The sequence below is a fragment of the Streptomyces sp. NPDC014889 genome, assembly GCF_043081205.1.
GTDB lineage: Bacteria > Actinomycetota > Actinomycetes > Streptomycetales > Streptomycetaceae > Streptomyces.
This window is the reverse complement of record NZ_JBIBWH010000005.1, coordinates 247200-264775: the sequence shown is the minus strand read 5'-3', so window position 1 is coordinate 264775 and position 17576 is coordinate 247200. Positions and strand designations below refer to the sequence as shown.

Genomic DNA, 17576 nt, shown 5'->3' with positions numbered 1-17576 from the left:
CCGTGTCCTCAGAGCACGGGCAGGCCGGTGAGGGAGGCGGGGCTGGTGAGGTCGCGGAGTTCCGCCTCGGTCAGCAGCTCGCGCTCGCGTACGAGGTCGAGCGCGGGTCTGCCGGTGTGGTGGGCCTCCAGCGCGATGGCGCAGGCGGTCTCGTAGCCGAGTGCGGGGCTGAGCGCGGTGACCAGCCCGGTGGAGGTGGCGACGGTCTGCGCGAGCCGGTTCCGGTTGGCGGTGATGCCCCGCACGCAGTGCTCGGTGAGGACGGCGATCCCCGCGGTGAGGTGGGCGAGGCCGGCGCTCAGACTCCGGAAGATGACCGGCTCGAAGGCGTTGAGCTGGAGCTGTCCGCCCTCGGCGGCCAGGGTGACGGTCACGTCGTTGCCGATGACCTCGAACGCGATCTGGTTGACCGCCTCGGGGATCACCGGGTTGACCTTGCCCGGCATGATCGATGATCCGGCCTGCCGTGCGGGGAGGTTGATCTCGCCGAGTCCGGCCTGCGGTCCCGAGGACAGCAGACGCAGGTCGTTGCAGATCTTGGAGAGTTTCACGGCGATGCGCTTGAGCACGCCGGACAGCTGGACGAAGACGCCGACGTCCTGGGTGGCCTCGATCAGGTCGGGCGAGGACTGAAGCGTCGGGATCCCCGTCAGCCGGCGCAGGTGCTCCATCGCGCGCTCCCGGTAGCCCGGGCGGGCGTTGAGCCCGGTGCCGATCGCCGTGCCGCCGAGGTTGAGTTCGTGCAGCAGCACCCTGGCCTCGGCGAGCCGCTGTTCGTCCTCGGCGAGGGTGACGGCGAACGCCCCGAACTCCTGGCCCAGCGTCATGGGTACGGCGTCCTGCAGCTGGGTGCGGCCCAGCTTCAGCACGTCGGCGAACTCGGCGGCCTTGGCGGCGAAGGCCTCGCGCAGGCCGGCCAGGGCGACGAGCAGTTCGGCGATGTGCGCGTCCAGTGCCAGTTTCACCGCGGTCGGATAGACGTCGTTGGTGCTCTGTCCGAGGTTGACGTGGTCGAGGGGGTGCAGGAGCGCGTACTGGCCGCGGGAGTGTCCGAGCAGTTCCAGGGCGCGGTTGGCGATCACCTCGTTGGCGTTCATGTTGGTCGAGGTGCCCGCGCCGCCCTGGATGAGGTCGACGACGAACTGGCCCCGCAGCGCGCCGTCGCGGATCTCGGCGCAGGCCTCCGCGATCGCCGAGGCGAGTGTGCCGTCCAGGGCGCCGACTTCGGAGTTGGCGAGGGCCGCGGCGTGCTTCACCGCTGCCAGGGCGCCGATCAGGTGCGGCCGGGCGGCCAGGGTCTCCCCGGTGAGGGGGAAGTTGACCACCGCTCGAACGGTGTGGGCACCGTAGTGGGCGTCCGCCGGCACCTCGACGTCGCCGAGCATGTCGTGCTCCGTGCGGTACCTGTCGTCCGCCGGTGCGGTGCGTTGGGGGTCTGCGGTCAAGGGCATCGGTGTCCTCCGGGTCGTCGGGGATCGAGGGGGCCGGTGAACGACACGTCGAGCGTCGCGGGAAGGCAGTCCGGGGCGAGCGGACGGAGCGGGTGGCGGGCGGAGGTCACCGCGCCGGCCGCCTTGCCGAGGGCGTCGGCGCGACACCGGGTGGCCGCGAGCAGCCGCTGATGGCGGCGGTGCACCCCGTAGAACCGCCCGGTGGTGACCACTGCCGGACCGGACCCGGTCGGAACGTCACCCAGGTGCTTCCACAGCACGCGACCGGTCCGCGCGGCCGCGGCGGCGGCCGTCCCCGTCACGCCGCCGCTCCCCCGGCCGACGCGCTTCGGTCCACGCCGGTCCAGGCCAACGCGATCGCCCCGTCGAGCAGGGCCCGCTGCGCCGTCCCGCCCACGCAGTACGCGGCGAACTCGTGCTGGTGGTTGGTGGCGGGCAGGGATCCGATGCCGATGTAGGGGTGGATGGCCGGCACCACCTGCGAGACGTTGCCCATGTCGGTGGAGGCACGGTTCATCCGCGCGGCCTGGCCGGGCGGCGCGAACTCCCGGCCCAGGGCGAGGGCGTTCGCACGGTAGTGCCCGAGGGCGGCCTCGTCCGTGCGGAACTCCGCGTACGGCCTGCTCTCCGGCTCGATCCGAAGCTCGCAGCCGGTCGCGAGGGCACCGGCCTCGAAGGCCCGCATGACCCGTGGTTCCAGCTCGGCCAGTTCGGCGAGCGTCTCCGCGCGCACGTACCACCGGCCGGTCGAGCGCTCCGGGATGGCGTTCGGGGCGTCCCCGGCGTGGGTCACCACCCCGTGCACCCTGGCCGACGCGGGCAGCTGCTGGCGGAGCAGGCCGATCGCAACCTGGGCGACGGTGAAGGCGTCGGCCGCGTTGACCCCGGCCTCCGGGTAGGCCGCGGCGTGGGCGGACTTCCCGGTGTACGAGATCTTGGAGTGGCTGACCGCGAACGGGCGGGCCTCGGCGACGTCGACCGGCGCCGGGTGCACCATCATCGCGAGGTCCACCCCGGCGAAGGCACCCCGGTCGAGCATCTCGATCTTGCCGCCGCCGCCTTCCTCGGCCGGGGTGCCGTAGACCTCGACGGTGATGCCCGCCTCGTCGGCGACGGCGGCCAGGCCGAGTGCGGCCCCCACCGAGCTCGCCGCGATGAGGTTGTGCCCGCACGCGTGACCGAGGCCCGGCAGCGCGTCGTACTCGGCGCACAGCGCGATCCGGACGGGCCCACTGCCGAACCGGGCGAGGAACGCCGTCTCGAGACCCAGGTAGGACGAGGTGACGTCGAAACCGGTGCGGTCCAGCAGTTCCGGTACGGCGGCAGCGGCCCGGTGTTCCTCCCAGGCGGTCTCCGGGTCGGCGTGCAGCCGCTCGGAGAGGCCGATCAGCTCCTCGGCATGACGGTCGACCGCCTGCCGGGCCGCCTCCTTCAGCGCGCCCATCACAGGTCGCCCGGGACGCCGTACGAGGGAGCGGAGGCGGGGTCGAGTCCGCGCCGCACGTAGTCGTCCCGCTGCGGCAGCCAGACGTCGAGGAGTTCGCCGAGCCGGTCCACGGGATCGCCGGCCCAGTCCACCCGCAGGTCGGTCACCCGCCAGCCCACGTCCGCGACGACCGCCAGGCCCGCGGAGTACAGCGGCCCCTCCTCGCCGCCGGCCGCGACGCCGGCCTTCAGGGCGGTGAGCAGACGCTCCTCCAGCTCCCCGCCGGCCGCGAGGTACGCGTCGAGGATCACGCGGGGGATGTGCTCGCCGGAGAGCATGTTGCCGGCCGCCACCGCGCCGTCCGCGGTGGCCGAGGCGTGCGTGCCGAGCGTCCGCGCGCCGCTGTAGGCGAACCCGGCACCGGAGCGGCCGAGCACGGTCAGCTGCCGGTACTCGATGGTCTTCGCGTTCCGCGCCGCGCCGGTGACGTCGGCCAGGGCGCGTTCCGCGTCGCCATGCTCCGCCAGCCCGTCCAGCAGGCTCGTGCCGAGCGTGGGGTCGGTGACGTTCTGCGAGGCCGCCGCGCCGACCCCGGGCCGCAGATGGGCGACCCGGGCGGAGACCGCCGGACTCGACGAGCCGGCCACGATGCCGAACCGCTCGCCGTCGCGTACCACCAGGGACATGGTCATGCCCGGTCCTCCTCGGGGATCACGGCGATCGCGTCGATCTCGCACAGCCACTCCGGGCGGGCGAGGGCGGAGACCACCAGGCCGGTGGAGATGGGGTGCACGCCCTTGGTCCAGCGGCCCACGGTGCGGTACACCGCCTCGCGGTAGCGCGGGTCGGTCAGGTAGATGGTCAGCTTGACCAGGTGCTCCATGCGGCTGCCCGCTTCTTCGAGCAGCATCCTGATGTTGGCCATGGCCTGCTCGGCCTGGGCCTCGGCGTCGCCGATGCCGACGGACTCGCTGGTGTCGAGGTCCTGGCCGATCTGGCCCCGGACGTACACCGTGTTGCCGGCGACGACGGCCTGGCAGAGGTCGTTGTCGAGGTTCTGCTCGGGATACGTGTCGCGCGTGTTGAACGGACGGATCCGGGTGTGTCCGCCGGCGACGATCGGGGCCTTCACCCGGCGGCCCTCACTCGTGGACGTCATGATCTGCTCCTCAGTCGTTCTGGATCGCCGGGGCGGCGCCGGGCCGGTCGGTGGTGCCGTACGCGAGGTAGCCCCGCTGGGTCACGATGTGGTCGGCGACGTACCTGGCGTCGTGCCACACACCCCAGATGAAGCTGGACCCGCGGCGGGACAGCCAGGGCAGGCCCAGGAAGTAGACGCCGGGCTCGCAGGACACTCCGCGCCGGTGGTCCGGCCTGCCCTTCTCGTTGAACGCGTCGACCTCGAGCCAGTCGTAGTCGGTGGCGAAGCCCGTCGCCCAGACGATCGAGGTGACGCCGGCCCCGGCCAGGTCGAGCTCCAGGAGCGGACTGGTCACGCACTCCGGGTCCGGCCCGAGGACGTGGGCCTCCGGCTCCTCGGGGAGGTCGAGCCCATTGCGCTCGATGTACTCGTCCGCCGCCTTCAGGAACGCGAGGTACTTGTCGTCGCCGAGCGCGATGTTCGGGGCGAGGTCCGGCGCGAAGCGCAGCACGCCGTCCTCGTACGACGCGGTCATGCCGACGAGCTCGATGCCGGTGCCGGCCAGGGCGCGGAAGTCCACGGTGTGGCCGCCGCGGGCGCCGCTGACCGCGATGGTGACGTGTTCGGCACCCTGGGGAGGCGTCTGAGCGTCCCAGATCCCGAGCACACCGAGCCACCAGCAGAAGTCACGTCCGCGGTACTGGCGGGGAGGACGGTCGTGCGGACCGACGGAGAGGAAGACCCGGCGACCGGAGCGGCGCAGCTCGTCGGCGATCTGGACCCCCGAGGAGCCGGCCCCGACCACGAGGACCGCACCCTCGGGCAGCTGCTCCGGGTTGCGGTACCCGCTGGAGTGGAGCTGCACGGGAACGGCACCGTCCGGGACGATGGGCGGGATCACGGGCCGCTGGAAGGGTCCGGTCGCCGCGACGACGAAGCGTGCGTCGATGGAACCCTCCGACGTCTCGACCCGGAAACCGGGCCGGCCGGCCCGCTTGCGCACCGAGGTCACCTCGACACCGCACCGGACCGGGGCGCCGATCTTCTCGGCGTATGCGACGAGGTAGTCCGCGACCTGCTCCTTCGAAGCGAAGCCGTCGGGGTCGACGTCGGAGAACTCCAGTCCCGGGAACCGGTCGTGCCATGCGGGCCCGTTCGCGACCAGGGAATCCCACCGCTCCGAACGCCACCGCTCGGCGATGCGGTGCCGCTCCAGGACGACGTGCGGTATGCCGTGGGCTCCCAGGTGCTCACTCACCGCGACGCCCGCCTGGCCCGCCCCGACGACGACTACTTCAGTTTCTTCACTCGGCATTCCAGCCTCCACTCAGGCGGTAGTCCATTCCGGTGTCGCGTCGACTGTGCTACCGCACGAGACATCCTGGGGCGCGGCCGGAAACCTGTCGAACAGATGTTTCCGGTTTGAGTGATCTGATTTTTGGATTCGCCAGAGGGTATTGGTCGTGATGGCCGGCCACCGCGAGCACTACCGCGACGCAGGCGGATCAAGGGACGCGACGCTGGGCGTGTCGTGCGGGACGGATGGTTACCGTTGGGGCCGGCGCCGGCGATCCGTTGCCGCGTCCGCCCACACGGAAGGGGACTCTTCGATGGTCGATGAGCCGGTCCTGGTGCTTGCGGCAACCGGAGGACAGGGCAGGGCGGTGACCGACGCGCTGCTGAGCCGCCGGGCCCGGGTCCGCGCGCTGGTGCGCGACCCGGCGCGGAGAGCGGCGCGGGAACTGGCCGACCAGGGTGTCGAAGTGATGGCGGGATCCTTGACCGATCGCGGGTCGCTCGCCGCCGCGATGAGCGGGGTGGCGGGGGTCTTCGCGTTCACCACCCCCTTCGAGGCCGGCGTCGAGGCGGAGGTGGGCCAGGGACGGGCCATCCTGGCCGCTGCCGGGGAGGCGGGCGTGGCGCATCTCGTGTTCAGCTCGGTCGCCGGCGCCGACCAGAAAAGTGGGGTTCCGCACTTCGAGAGCAAGGCACGCATCGAAGCCGAGCTGGCCGCCGGTGATGTGCCCCATACGATCCTGGGGCCGACGTATTTCTTCGACAACGCTCTCGGCGGAACGGAGCGCGTCCGCAGCGGCGTTCTCGACCTGCCGCTGCCGCCCGATCGGCCGTTGCAGCAGCTTGCCCGCCCCGACCTCGGAGCGTTCGCGGCGGAAGTGCTGCTCAACCCTGCCCGCTACGTCGGACGGCGCATCGAGCTGGCAAGCGACGCGCCCACTCCCACGCAGATGGCGGCCGCGCTCGGCGCGACGCTGGGACGGGAGGTTCGCCACGAGCAAGTGCCTTTGACGGCGATCGCCGACCCGGACATGCACGCGATGTGGACGTTCCTGAACGGACCCGGCTACCGCGTCGACATCCCCGCACTGCATGCCGCTCACCCGGAGGTTCACTGGAGCAGCTTCGCCGACTGGGCACACCGCACGTTCGCGACGGCCTGCTGAAGCAGCCATGCCGAAACCGCCACGGTATCGGCAGCCGCCGCAGGGTCATGTCCGTCAGGTCTTGCGGAGTTCGGGGCGAAGATCAACCCAACCGCCCCAGGCATGGGGGCGGTTGAGCGGGCGCCATGGTGCTGCCGCTGTCACCGCCCGGACCCGGGCCTCACAGAAAGCGGACCCGCCAGGCCAGTACGCCGCCAAAGACGCCGGGCCGCACCCGCCCCCGCAGGCACAGGGTGGTGGCGGTCACTGGGGGGGTCGGGGACGGCCGGCGCGTGCGGAACGGCCAAGGCGCCGCACGGACGCGACGTCAGCGCGCCTTATAACGTTGCAGAGATGTCCGCCGACAGGAATGACAGCACGCGCGAGCGGTCGTGTCCAGACCTCGAACGGCCTGTGATCCCCGCTGACTTGGCAGTCTTCCCCGCCCCAGCGGGTAGGTCCGGATCGGTTGGGTCCGGGGTCTGGACAGGGTTGTGAGGGCCCTGCTTTCATGCTCCCGCGCCGACTTTTCCAACGTTATACAAGAACGCCTCCGCCGCGCTTCCCCTGTGCCGCCCGGCGCGAGCGTCCCCTTCGGCGCAGGTTCAGGCGTGGAGAATTTCCGTTACGGAAAGGGTGAGCATGAGCCCAGGCAGACTCCGAATACCCTTCCTCGGCCGACTCGCTGCGTTGCTGCCGCTGTTGCTGGGCGCCGCGCTGCTGGTGCCGGCCCAGGTCAGTGCCGCACCGGCCGCGGCGTCCCGTCCCCCGGCCGAGGCCACCGACCTCGGTCTGCGAGGCGACTACTACCGGATGTCCAGCGCCTCCGCGCTGGACTTCGCGTCGTACACCGGCACCAGGATCGACCACTCCCTCCACGTCGACGACCTGCTGCCCGCGCTGCGCGCCTACGCCGGGACCACGGACAACGTCGCGGTGCGCTGGACGGGCCGGCTCCAGGTGCCCGCGGACGGCGTCTACACCTTCTACATCAAGGGCGACAACGGCTTCCGGATGTCCCTCGACGGGGCCAGTGTGATCGACCACTGGACCACCGACTGGGACGTCCAGACCACGTCCGAGGCGATCACGCTCACAGCCGGTCTGCACGACCTGGCGGTCGACTACAACCAGGGCAACGGCGGCGCCTATCTGCACACCGAGTGGTCCGGTCCCGGCTTTGCCCGGCAGCCGCTCCCCGACTCGGCGCTGCACCTGCCGGCCGGCTTCTCCCCCGCCGACGCCAAGGGCACCGTCGGCGCGACCGGGAAGACCGCCACGATCGAGCTGCCCTCCGCCGTGAAGTCGGTCCCGGCCGACGCGGCCAAGCACCTCGCGCTGGTGTCCGGAGGCACCCTGTGGTCCGCCACGGTGGCCAAGGACCCCAAGAACGCCTCCAGGCTCGTCATCACACCCGGCAAGGACGACACCCCCGTCTCGCTCAACGCCGACGTGCGGATCAGCTACGACGGAAAGGGCGGCATCACCACCGCCGGGGGCGAGCTCGGGCCCTTCTCCGTGGTGGCGCAGAACAACTCCACCTGGTACTTCGCCACCAAGTGGGCCAAGGACGTCTCCGCCAAGAACGCCCTGCCCGAGTACCCGCGGCCGCAGTTGACCCGCAAGAACTGGCAGAACCTCAACGGCACCTGGCAGTTCCAGGCCACCGAGCAGGGCGCCGCGCTGCCCACCGGGAAGCTCTCCGGCAGCATCCTGGTGCCGTACCCGATGGAGTCGGGCCTGTCCGGCGTCGCCAGGCACCACGACTGGTCGCTGTACCAGCGCACCTTCACCGTGCCGAACGGCTGGAAGGTGGGATCGGGCAACCGGCTGCGCCTGAACTTCGGCGCGGTGGACTACGAGGCCTGGGTCTACGTCAACGGCCGTCAGGTCGCCCATCACACCGGCGGCTACGAGGAGTTCGGCGCCGACGTCACCGACGCGCTCGTGGGACGCGGGACGCAGACCCTGCTGGTGAAGGTCAAGGACACCACGGACGACCGGTACGCGCTCGGCAAGCAGTCCACCGATCCGAGCGGCATCTGGTACACCCCGACCTCCGGCATCTGGCAGACCGTCTGGATGGAGCCGGTCCCCGAGACGAGCGTCGACTCGCTGGTGCTCACCCCGGACCTGGCGGACAAGTCGCTGTCCGTCACCGTGCGTCCCACCGCCGGGACCGCGCCGACGGCGAAGGTCACCGCGACCGCCTACACCGGCAACAAGGCCGTGGCATCGGTCACCGGGCGGCCCGGTACCCCGCTGCGCCTGCCGATCAGCAAGCCGCACCTGTGGAGCCCGGACGACCCGTACCTGTACAACCTCAAGGTGACCGTGGACGGCGGACGGGCCGGAAAGGACGAGGTCGGCTCCTACTTCGGCATGCGGTCGATCGAGGTCGCCCCGGTCGGCGGCGTCAACAAGATCGTGCTCAACGGCAAGCCCACCTTCGTGATGGCCACCCTGGACCAGGGGTTCTGGCCGGACGGCCTGTACACCGCGCCGACCGACGAGGCCCTGAAGTACGACCTGGTGGAGCACAAGAACCTGGGCTTCAACGCGGTGCGCAAGCACATCAAGGTGGAGCCCGCCCGCTGGTACTACTGGGCCGACCGGCTCGGCCTGATGGTGTGGCAGGACATGCCGAGCCGCATGACGGCCGCGGCGGGCACTCCGGAGACCCGGACGTTCACCGACCAGGTGCACACGATCGTCGACCAGCACATCAGCAGCCCGTCGATCGTCATGTGGACGATGATGAACGAGGGCTGGGGCGAATGGAGCAAGGCCGCCACCGGTGAGCTCGCGGACGCGGTCAAGAAGCAGGACCCGTCCCGCCTGGTCGACGCCCACTCCGGCGTCAACTGCTGTGCCTCCAAGGGAGATTCGGGTCGCGGTGACATCATCGACTTCCACGACTACCACGGGCCCGCCAACCCCGCCCCGGACGCCACCCGGGCCTCCGTGGACGGCGAGCACGGCGGCTACTCGTACGTCGTTCCCGGCCACATCCTCGGGACCGCCGGCGGCCAGGACTACGGTGACGCCGCCACCAGCACCGAGGAGCTGACCAAGGCGTACGTGGAGAACACCAGGAAGCTCGTCCAGCGGGCCTCCTGCGGGCTCTCCGGCTCGGTCTACACCCAGGTGACGGACGTGGAGGGCGAGCTCAACGGCCTGCTCACCTACGACCGCAAGGTGGTCAAGGTGCAGCCCGGACCCGTGCGGGAGATCAACCAGCAGGTGATCGCGGCGGGTTCCGCCGCGGGCGGCGTGAACGTCCCGAAGGGCACCCCGGGTCCGGCCGGAGTCTCCTGGTGGCCGCTGCACCAGCAGTCCGGCACGACCGCCACGGACGTCGCCGGCCACCACGACGGCACCCTCAAGGGCGGCGCGAGCTGGACCACCGGGCCGAACGGCGGCGCGGTGCAACTGGACGGCAGCACCGGTTACATCGACGCCGGAGCGCCCGTCCTGGACACCGAGAAGGGCGACTACTCGGTGGCCGCCTGGGTCCGGCTCGACGACAAGGGGCACTTCAGCACCGCGGTGTCCGTCGACGGCGACAAAAGCAGCGTCTTCTACCTCCAGTACTCCCAGGCCGACAAGCGGTTCGCGTTCAGCTTCTCCGGCTCCCGGGCGCTGGCGAACAGCATCGGCGAGCCGCAGGCCGGAAAGTGGTACCACCTGGTCGGCAGCTACAGCCACCGGGACGGCGCGCTGCGGATCTACGTGGACGGCACCGAGGCCGGCTCCACCCGTGCCTGCAACGGGGAGGTGCCCACCGGGAACCTGCTGATCGGCCGCGGCAAGTACAACGGCGGCCCGGTCGACCACTGGACCGGTGCGATCGCCGACGTCCACGCCTACGACCGCGCCCTGAGCGGCGCCGAGGTGGCCTCGCTGGCGGCCGGCGAACCCACCGCACCCGCCAGGCGGTGACGGCGGCGGGAGGCCCCCGGTCCACCCCGGGGGCCTCCCGGCCCCCCTTGCCGAGAACGCGCACGACGCCGCATTCCACCCGCGGCCCCAGCGGCGACCGGACGACCTCGTCGGCCGCGCCGTGCCAGAGCAGTCGCCCCACCACGCAAGGAGTGCAACAACCATGACCAGCCCTCGCAGATCCCGTCTCGTGGCCGCCGTGTGCCTCGCCGCCGCCGCGGCCCTCGCCGCCGGCTGCTCCAAGGAGGAGGGCACCGGCGCGGCCTCCTCCGACACCAGCCAGGGCGCCCAGGTGGTGCAGTCGCCGTCCGCCGACTCCTCGGGATCGGGCTGCACCCTGGAGGCCTACGGCGCCGGCAAGATCGACCTGAAGGACGCGGTCGTCGGCTTCTCGCAGTCCGAGAAGGAGGCCAACCCCTTCCGGATCGCCGAGACCCAGTCCATCAAGGACGAGGCCGCCAAGCTGGGCGTCAAGAAACTGCTCACCACCAACGCCCAGTCCCAACTGTCCAAGCAGATCAGCGACATCAAGGACATGCTGGCGCAGGGCGCGCAGCTCCTCATCGTGGCGCCGCTGAACTCCGACGGCCTGGAACCGGCGTTGCAGGCCGCCGCCGCCAAGCACGTGCCCGTGATCACCGTCGACCGCAAGCTCAACGCCACCGCCTGCAAGGACTATGTGGCCTTCCTCGGCTCGGACTTCGTCGAGCAGGGCAAGCGGGCGGCGGACGCGATGATCCAGGCGACCGGCGGCAAGGGTAAGGTCGCGATCCTGCTGGGCGCGTCCGGGAACAACGTCACCACCGACCGCACCAAGGGCTTCGTCGACCAGCTCAAGGCCAAGGCACCGGGCCTGGAGATCGTGGCCCAGCAGACCGGCGAGTTCGCCCGTGACAAGGGCCAGCAGGTGATGGAGCAGCTCATCCAGTCCAAGCCGGACATCACCGCCGTGTACGCGGAGAACGACGAGATGGGCCTGGGCGCCGTCACCGCGCTCAAGGGGGCCGGCAAGAAGCCCGGCAAGGACGTCAAGATCATCTCCATCGACGGCACCCGCAACGCGGTGCAGGCCCTCGCCGACGGCCAGTACAACGGGGTCATCGAGTCCAACCCGCGGTTCGGTCCGCTGGCCTTCGCCACCGCGCAGAAGTTCTTCGGCGGCGAGTCCATCCCGGAGAACGTGATCATCTCCGACCGCGCCTACGACGCGTCCAACGCCAAGGACTCCCTGTCCGGAGCCTACTGAGACGCCCTCGGGCCGCCCGGCCCCCCGGACCCGGGCGGCCCGCTCCCCACTCACCGACCCACGGAAGGCCTGAGCCCATGGCACCCCCCGAAGCGGCAGTCGCCGCACCGCACCCGGACGCGGACGGCGCCGCGCCCCCGACGGTGCTGGAGGCCGTCGGCGTCGGCAAGCGCTTCGCCGGCGTGGTGGCGCTCGACGACGTCTCCCTGACGCTGCGCCGCGGTGAGATCCACGCCCTGGTCGGCGAGAACGGCGCCGGCAAGTCCACCCTGATCAAGGTCCTCACCGGCGTGCACCGCCCCGACTCCGGGGAGCTGCGCCTGGGCGGGCGGCCGGTCTCCTTCGCCCGGCCGCACGAGGCGCAGCAGGCCGGCGTGTCCACCATCTACCAGGAGGTCAACCTCGTCCCGATGATGAGCGTGGCGCGGAACATCTTCCTGGGCCGCGAACCCAAGAACCGCCTGCGCCTGATCGACTTCCCGCGGATGCACCGGGAGGCGGCCGAACTGCTGGCCGGCTTCGGGGTCACCGCCGACGTGCGCCGCCCCCTGAACAGCCTGGGCGTGGGCACCCAGCAGATGGTGGCGCTGGCCCGCGCGGTCTCGGTGCGGGCCCAAGTGGTGGTGATGGACGAACCGACGTCCGCACTGGAGCCGCGCGAGGTGGAGACGCTCTTCCGGGTCGTCGAGGAACTGCACAGCCGGGACATCGCCATCCTCTACGTCAGCCACCGGATGGACGAGCTGTACCGCGTCTGCGACCGGGTCACCGTGCTCCGCGACGGACGGCTGGTGCACAGCGGCCCGCTCGCGGAACTGGACCGGATGCAGCTCGTCTCGATGATGCTCGGCCGGGAGGTCGCCGAGGTCCGCCGGCACGGCGTCACCGGCTTCGGCGCTGAGCACGACGCCGCCCGTGAACCGGTCCTCACCGCCGAGAGTCTGAGCCGCCGTCACCTGCTGGACGAGGTGTCGCTGGAACTGCGCCCCGGAGAGGTCCTGGGCCTGGGCGGCCTGCTGGGGTCCGGGCGCACCGAGACCGCCAAGGCACTGGTCGGTGCGCTGCCGCTGGACTCCGGCACGGTCTCGGTGGCGGGCAGGCCGCTGCGCCGCCTGTCCCCCGCCGCGGCGATCCGGGCCGGTATCAGCCTGCTCTCCGAGGACCGCAAGGCCGAGGGCATCGTGCCCGGTCTGTCGGTGCGGGAGAACATCGTCCTGGCCGCCATGCCCCGCCTGTCCCGGGCCGGTGTCGTCTCCCGCAGGCAGCAGGACCGCATCGTCGAGATCTTCATGAAGCGGCTGCGGATCAAGGCCTCGGGACCCGAGCAGAAGGTCGAGGAGCTCTCGGGCGGCAACCAGCAGAAGGTGCTGCTGGCGCGCTGGCTGTGCCTGGAACCCAAGGTGCTGCTGCTGGACGAGCCCACCCGCGGGATCGACGTCGGCGCCAAGGCCGAGGTGCAGGCCCTCATCGACGAACTGGCGCGGGAGGGGCTCGCGGTGCTGCTGATCTCCTCCGACGTCGAGGAACTGGTGGAGGGCGCGGACCGGCTGGTGGTGCTGCGCGGCGGCGCGGTGGCCGGAGAGCTGGCCGGCGACCTGGTCAGCGAGGCCGAACTGCTGGACGCGCTGGCCGCGCACACGCACACCCCCGAGGCCACGGCCGGGCCCGCTTCCGGGCCCGGCGCCGAAGAGCCGCACACGGCACCGCACACGGACGAGGAGCAGGAATGACCCAGTTGTCGCCGGCACTGGGACGGAAGGCGGTCCGGCTCGCCGCACCGGCCTGGTTCCAGAAGTACGGCGTCTACACGGCGGTGCTGGTGCTGCTCGCCTTCAACGCCGCGTTCACCGAGCACTTCCTGACCGTCGCCAACCTGCGGACGCAGCTCGTGCAGGTCTCCCCGGTCGTCATCGTGGCGCTCGGCATGGCGCTCGTCATCGGCACCGAGGGCGTGGACCTGTCCGTGGGGTCCGCGATGGCGCTGGCCGCCGCGCTGCTGCCGCTCTATCTCGGCTACGGCCTGGTCCCGGCACTGCTCGTGGCGCTGCTGGCCGGGGTCTTCGTGGGCGCGGTCAACGGCACCCTGGTCGCCGTGGTGGGCCTGCAACCCATCGTGGCCACCCTTGCCCTGTTCGTCGGCGGCCGGGGCCTGGCCCTGGTGATGGCCGACGGACAGCTCAAGCAGATCGTCAACCCGGACCTGCTGGCGCTGGGCAGCGGAGAGGTGCTCGGCATCCCCGTGGTCGTACTGACCGCGGGCGTGCTGGCGCTGGCGGTGGCCGGCGTCGTGCACCGCACCACCTTCGGCCGGCAACTGGTCGCGGTGGGCGGCAACCGGGCCGCCGCCGGACTCTCCGGGCTCCCGGTCAAGCGGGTCCTGATCGGCGTCTACGTGCTGTGCGGCGTCCTGGCGGCGCTCGCCGGCGTCCTGGCCACCGCCCGGCTGACCGCGAGCGACCCCTCCGCGCTCGGCAACCTGATGGAACTGTCCGCGATCACCGCGGTGGTCGTCGGCGGCACACCGCTGACCGGCGGCTCGGTGCGGGTGCTGGGCACCGTCACCGGGGCGCTGCTGATGCAGCTCCTGCGGGCCACCCTGGTCAAGCACGATCTGCCGGACTCCACCACGCAGATCGCCCAGGCCGTCATCATCCTCGTCGCCGTCTACGTCGCACGGGAGCGTCGGTCCCGATGAAGTCACTCACCAGCACCCGGCAGTCGCCGGCCGCCCTCCGTCCGACGGCCGCGTCCCCCTCCCCGGCCACCGGCCAGGAGCGGATCGCGGAACTCCTGCAACGGCACGGCGCCCTCGCCGTCCTGGTGGCGGTCGTCCTGGTCTCCTCGTTCGTCTTCCCGTCCTTCGGCACGCTCGACAACGCCCAGAACATCGCCGTACAGGCGTCCTTCGTCGCCGTCGTCGCCCTCGGCATGACCCTGGTGATCATCACCGGCGGCATCGACCTCTCGGTCGGCTCGGTGTTCGCGCTCGGCGGCGTACTGGCCGCCTGGGCCTCCCAGTACGGCATCTGGGCCGCGCTGCTGCTGCCGCTGGCCGTCTGCGGGGCGATCGGCACCCTGAACGGGCTGCTGATCGCACGGGCCGGCATGGCCCCCTTCATCGTCACCCTGGCCACCCTGCTCGGGGCCCGCGGTCTGCTGCTCGCCCTCACCGACGAGGGCGCCACCACCTATCTGGTGCCGCACGGCTCGGCCTTCGCCGAACTCGGCCAGGGCACGGTGGGCGGCTTCGGGTATCCGGTGCTCCTCGCGCTGGCGCTGTTCGCCGCGGGCGGGGTGGTGCTGCAGCGCACCTCGTTCGGCCAGTCGCTGTTCGCGGTCGGCGGCAGCCCCGACGCCGCGACCCTGATGGGACTGCCGGTGGCCCGCACCCGGGTCCTGGTCTACACGCTCAGCGGCCTCCTTGCCGGGTTCGCCGGCGCGCTCAACGCCGCCCGGCTGTCGTCCGGGGTCACGATCATCGGCGTGGGCATGGAGCTGGACGCCATCGCCGCGGTCGTCATCGGCGGCACCCTGCTGATAGGCGGCGCCGGCTCGGTGAGCGGCACCCTGTGGGGAGTGCTGCTGCTCGCGGTCATCCAGAACCTGATCAACCAGATAGGCTCGCTCAATTCGTCCTACCAGTCCGTGGTCAGCGGCGGCTTCCTCATCGTGGTGGTCGTGGCCCAGCGGTACCTGGCGCGGGCACGCCGCACCTGATGACAGACGCCGCGCAGCAGGACACGTCGCTGTCCTGCGCCCGGCCCGACAAGGAGGGAACGCCTTGGGCGTCAGCCTCAAGGACGTCGCGCAGCGAGCGGGAGTGTCCATCAAGACCGTCTCGAACGTCGTCAACGACTATCCGCACGTCACCCCCGCCATGCGGGCCCGGGTGCAGCAGGCGATCGACGAGCTCGGCTACCGCCCCAATCTCACCGCGCGCCATCTGCGCAAGGGCCGCACCGGGATCATCGCGCTGGCCGTCCCCGAACTCGGCAACCCGTACTTCGCCGAGCTGGCCAGCGCGGTCATCGACGCCGCCGCACGCCACCACTACACCGTGCTCCTCGACCACACCGCCGGCCTGCGGGAGAAGGAGATGCTCGTCTGCCAGGGCTTCCGCACCCATGTCATCGACGGCTTGATCCTCTCTCCGATAGAGCTGGAGAACCCGGACCTGCGCGGCCGCACCGACACCTCGCCGCTCGTGCTGCTCGGCGAGCGGGAGTACGACGCCCCCTACGACCACATCGCGATCGACAACGTCGCCGCGGCGCGCAGCGCGGTCCGCCACCTGGTCGGGATGGGCCGGCAGCGGATCGCCTTCCTCGGCGCGCGGGCGGAGAGCGCCCGCCAGCCCGCCCATCTGCGCCTCCAGGGCTGGCGGGAGGAACTGGCCGCGGCCGGGCTGCCGCACGACGACTCGCTGGTGGCGCCCACCGACGGCTACGGCCGGGCGGACGGCGCACAGGCCATGGCCCTCCTGCTGGACCGCGGAGTGCGGCCCGACGCGGTCTTCGCCTACAACGACCTCCAGGCGATCGGCGCCATGAGGGTGCTCGGCGAGCGCGGGCTGCGCGTCCCGCAGGACGTCGCGGTGGTGGGGTTCGACGACATCGAGGAGGGCCGCTTCGGGGCGATCACCCTGACCACCGTCTCCCCCGACAAGCAGGCCATCGCCCGCCAGGCCGTCAGCTGCGTCATCTCCCGGCTGACCGGCTCCGCCGACGCCGAGCCGCGCCGGCTGCGGCCGGGCCACGACCTGGTGGTGCGCGAGTCGACGCTGGGCCGCCAGCGCTGAACCGGCCCGCCCTCCTCTCCCCTTCCCCCGAGGACCTTCATGCCACGACCCGCCCTGCGCTGCTCCCCCTTCGGCACCACGCCCGACGGCACTCCGGTGGAGCGCTGGCACCTGGACTCAGGCCGCGGCGTGCGCGCGGAGGTACTCACCTACGGCGGCATCCTGCACGCCCTGGAGGTGCCGGACCGTGACGGAGTCGCCCGCTCGGTCGTCCTGTCGCTGACCGGCACCGATGACTACGCCGGCCCGAGCCCGTACCTCGGGGCCCTGGTGGGGCGGTACGCCAACCGGATCGCCGACGGCCGCTTCACCCTGGACGGCCGGGCGCACCGGGTGCCGGTGAACGACCGGGGCCACGCCCTGCACGGCGGCCCGGACGGCTTCGACCGGCGGATCTGGGCCGCCGCGCCCGTAACGGGCGACGACTTCGCGGGGGTACGCCTCACCCTGCGCAGCCCCGACGGCGACATGGGCTTCCCCGGCACCCTGGACGTCACGGCCACCTATGTCCTGGACGCCCGGGGAACCCTCTCCCTGGACTACCGGGCCGTCACCGACCGGCCGACCGTGGTCAACCTCACCAACCACGCCTACTTCAACCTGTCGGGCGCCCCCACGGTGACCGACCACGTGCTCCGACTGGACGCGGACCGGTACCTGCCGCTGACCGACGAGGGCATCCCGCACGGGCCCAGCGCGGAAACCGCGGGCACACCCTTCGACTTCGCCCGCCCGCACACCGTCGGCGCCCGCCTGCACGAACCCGATCCGCAACTGCGGGCGGCCGGCGGCTACGACCACTGCTGGGTGCTGCGCCCGCCGTCGGACGGGGAGGCCCTGCGGCGTGCGGCCCGGCTGGAGGATCCGGGCAGCGGGCGGGCCCTGGAGGTGTGGACCACCGAACCGGGCCTCCAGGTGTACACCGGCAACCAGCTCGACGGGACGCTCAAGGACGCGACGGGCCGCCGCCATGAGCGGTACGCGGCCGTCTGCCTGGAGACCCAGCACCTGCCCGACTCGCCGAACCACCCGGAGTACCCGAGCACGGTGCTGCGCCCGGGTTCGGTCCTGAGCAGCCGCACCGAGTACCGCCTCGATCCGCCGGCGCGGTAGGCCCGGTCCGGCCGGAGG

At 71.7% G+C, this 17576-nt stretch carries 14 protein-coding genes; 8 read left to right on the top strand and 6 right to left on the bottom strand.

Translation table 11 applies throughout. The annotated features are described in order from the left end of the window. Nucleotides 1–8 precede the first annotated feature (8 nt). The 6 genes from ACF09J_RS11810 to ACF09J_RS11785 are packed head-to-tail and all read right to left on the bottom strand — an operon-like array spanning nt 9 to nt 5333. Nucleotides 9–1451, bottom strand: coding sequence for an aspartate ammonia-lyase (locus ACF09J_RS11810; RefSeq protein WP_392305240.1), 1443 nt, complete (start codon nt 1449–1451; stop codon nt 9–11). Next, entirely contained in the window at nt 1442–1753 is a 312-nt protein-coding gene (locus tag ACF09J_RS11805) for a hypothetical protein (protein ID WP_392305239.1), read from the bottom strand. The genes ACF09J_RS11810 and ACF09J_RS11805 overlap by 10 nt, the downstream gene beginning before the upstream one ends. Then, nucleotides 1750–2895: a M20 family metallopeptidase gene (locus tag ACF09J_RS11800; protein WP_392305238.1), complete on the bottom strand. Its 1146-nt coding sequence runs from the start codon at nt 2893–2895 to the stop codon at nt 1750–1752. Before ACF09J_RS11800 ends, ACF09J_RS11805 begins: the two co-directional genes overlap by 4 nt. Continuing rightward, a complete protein-coding gene (locus ACF09J_RS11795) occupies nt 2895–3569 on the bottom strand; it encodes a DUF1028 domain-containing protein (RefSeq protein WP_392305237.1) in 675 nt (224 codons plus the stop codon). The genes ACF09J_RS11800 and ACF09J_RS11795 overlap by 1 nt, the downstream gene beginning before the upstream one ends. Next, nucleotides 3566–4036 (bottom strand): RidA family protein, encoded by a 471-nt coding sequence (locus ACF09J_RS11790; RefSeq protein ID WP_392305236.1) that lies wholly within the window; start codon nt 4034–4036, stop codon nt 3566–3568. Before ACF09J_RS11790 ends, ACF09J_RS11795 begins: the two co-directional genes overlap by 4 nt. 10 nt (nt 4037–4046) lie before the next feature. Next, on the bottom strand, nt 4047–5333 hold the full coding sequence (locus ACF09J_RS11785; protein ID WP_392305235.1) for a flavin-containing monooxygenase: 1287 nt from the start codon (nt 5331–5333) through the stop codon (nt 4047–4049). Between the two features lie 295 nt (nt 5334–5628). Here ACF09J_RS11785 and ACF09J_RS11780 point away from each other — a divergent pair, with 295 nt between their 5' ends. From ACF09J_RS11780 to ACF09J_RS11745, 8 genes are all read left to right on the top strand, one after another. After that, on the top strand, nt 5629–6480 hold the full coding sequence (locus ACF09J_RS11780; RefSeq protein ID WP_392305234.1) for an NmrA/HSCARG family protein: 852 nt from the start codon (nt 5629–5631) through the stop codon (nt 6478–6480). 621 nt (nt 6481–7101) lie between these two features. Further along, the gene (locus ACF09J_RS11775) at nt 7102–10401 is read left to right on the top strand and encodes a LamG-like jellyroll fold domain-containing protein (RefSeq protein ID WP_392305233.1); all 3300 of its coding nucleotides are present in this window, start codon (nt 7102–7104) and stop codon (nt 10399–10401) included. Nucleotides 10402–10564: 163 nt separating this feature from the next. After that, nucleotides 10565–11647, top strand: coding sequence for an ABC transporter substrate-binding protein (locus tag ACF09J_RS11770; protein WP_392305232.1), 1083 nt, complete (start codon nt 10565–10567; stop codon nt 11645–11647). Between the two features lie 77 nt (nt 11648–11724). Further along, on the top strand, nt 11725–13377 hold the full coding sequence (locus tag ACF09J_RS11765) for a sugar ABC transporter ATP-binding protein (RefSeq protein ID WP_392305231.1): 1653 nt from the start codon (nt 11725–11727) through the stop codon (nt 13375–13377). Further along, on the top strand, nt 13374–14342 hold the full coding sequence (locus ACF09J_RS11760) for an ABC transporter permease (protein ID WP_392305230.1): 969 nt from the start codon (nt 13374–13376) through the stop codon (nt 14340–14342). Before ACF09J_RS11765 ends, ACF09J_RS11760 begins: the two co-directional genes overlap by 4 nt. Beyond that, on the top strand, nt 14339–15364 hold the full coding sequence (locus ACF09J_RS11755) for an ABC transporter permease (RefSeq protein ID WP_392305229.1): 1026 nt from the start codon (nt 14339–14341) through the stop codon (nt 15362–15364). The genes ACF09J_RS11760 and ACF09J_RS11755 overlap by 4 nt, the downstream gene beginning before the upstream one ends. A gap of 64 nt (nt 15365–15428) precedes the next feature. Further along, the gene (locus ACF09J_RS11750) at nt 15429–16445 is read left to right on the top strand and encodes a LacI family DNA-binding transcriptional regulator (protein ID WP_392305228.1); all 1017 of its coding nucleotides are present in this window, start codon (nt 15429–15431) and stop codon (nt 16443–16445) included. A 39-nt stretch (nt 16446–16484) separates the two neighbouring features. Next, on the top strand, nt 16485–17558 hold the full coding sequence (locus ACF09J_RS11745) for an aldose epimerase family protein (RefSeq protein WP_392305227.1): 1074 nt from the start codon (nt 16485–16487) through the stop codon (nt 17556–17558). The last annotated feature ends 18 nt before the right edge of the window (nt 17559–17576 follow it).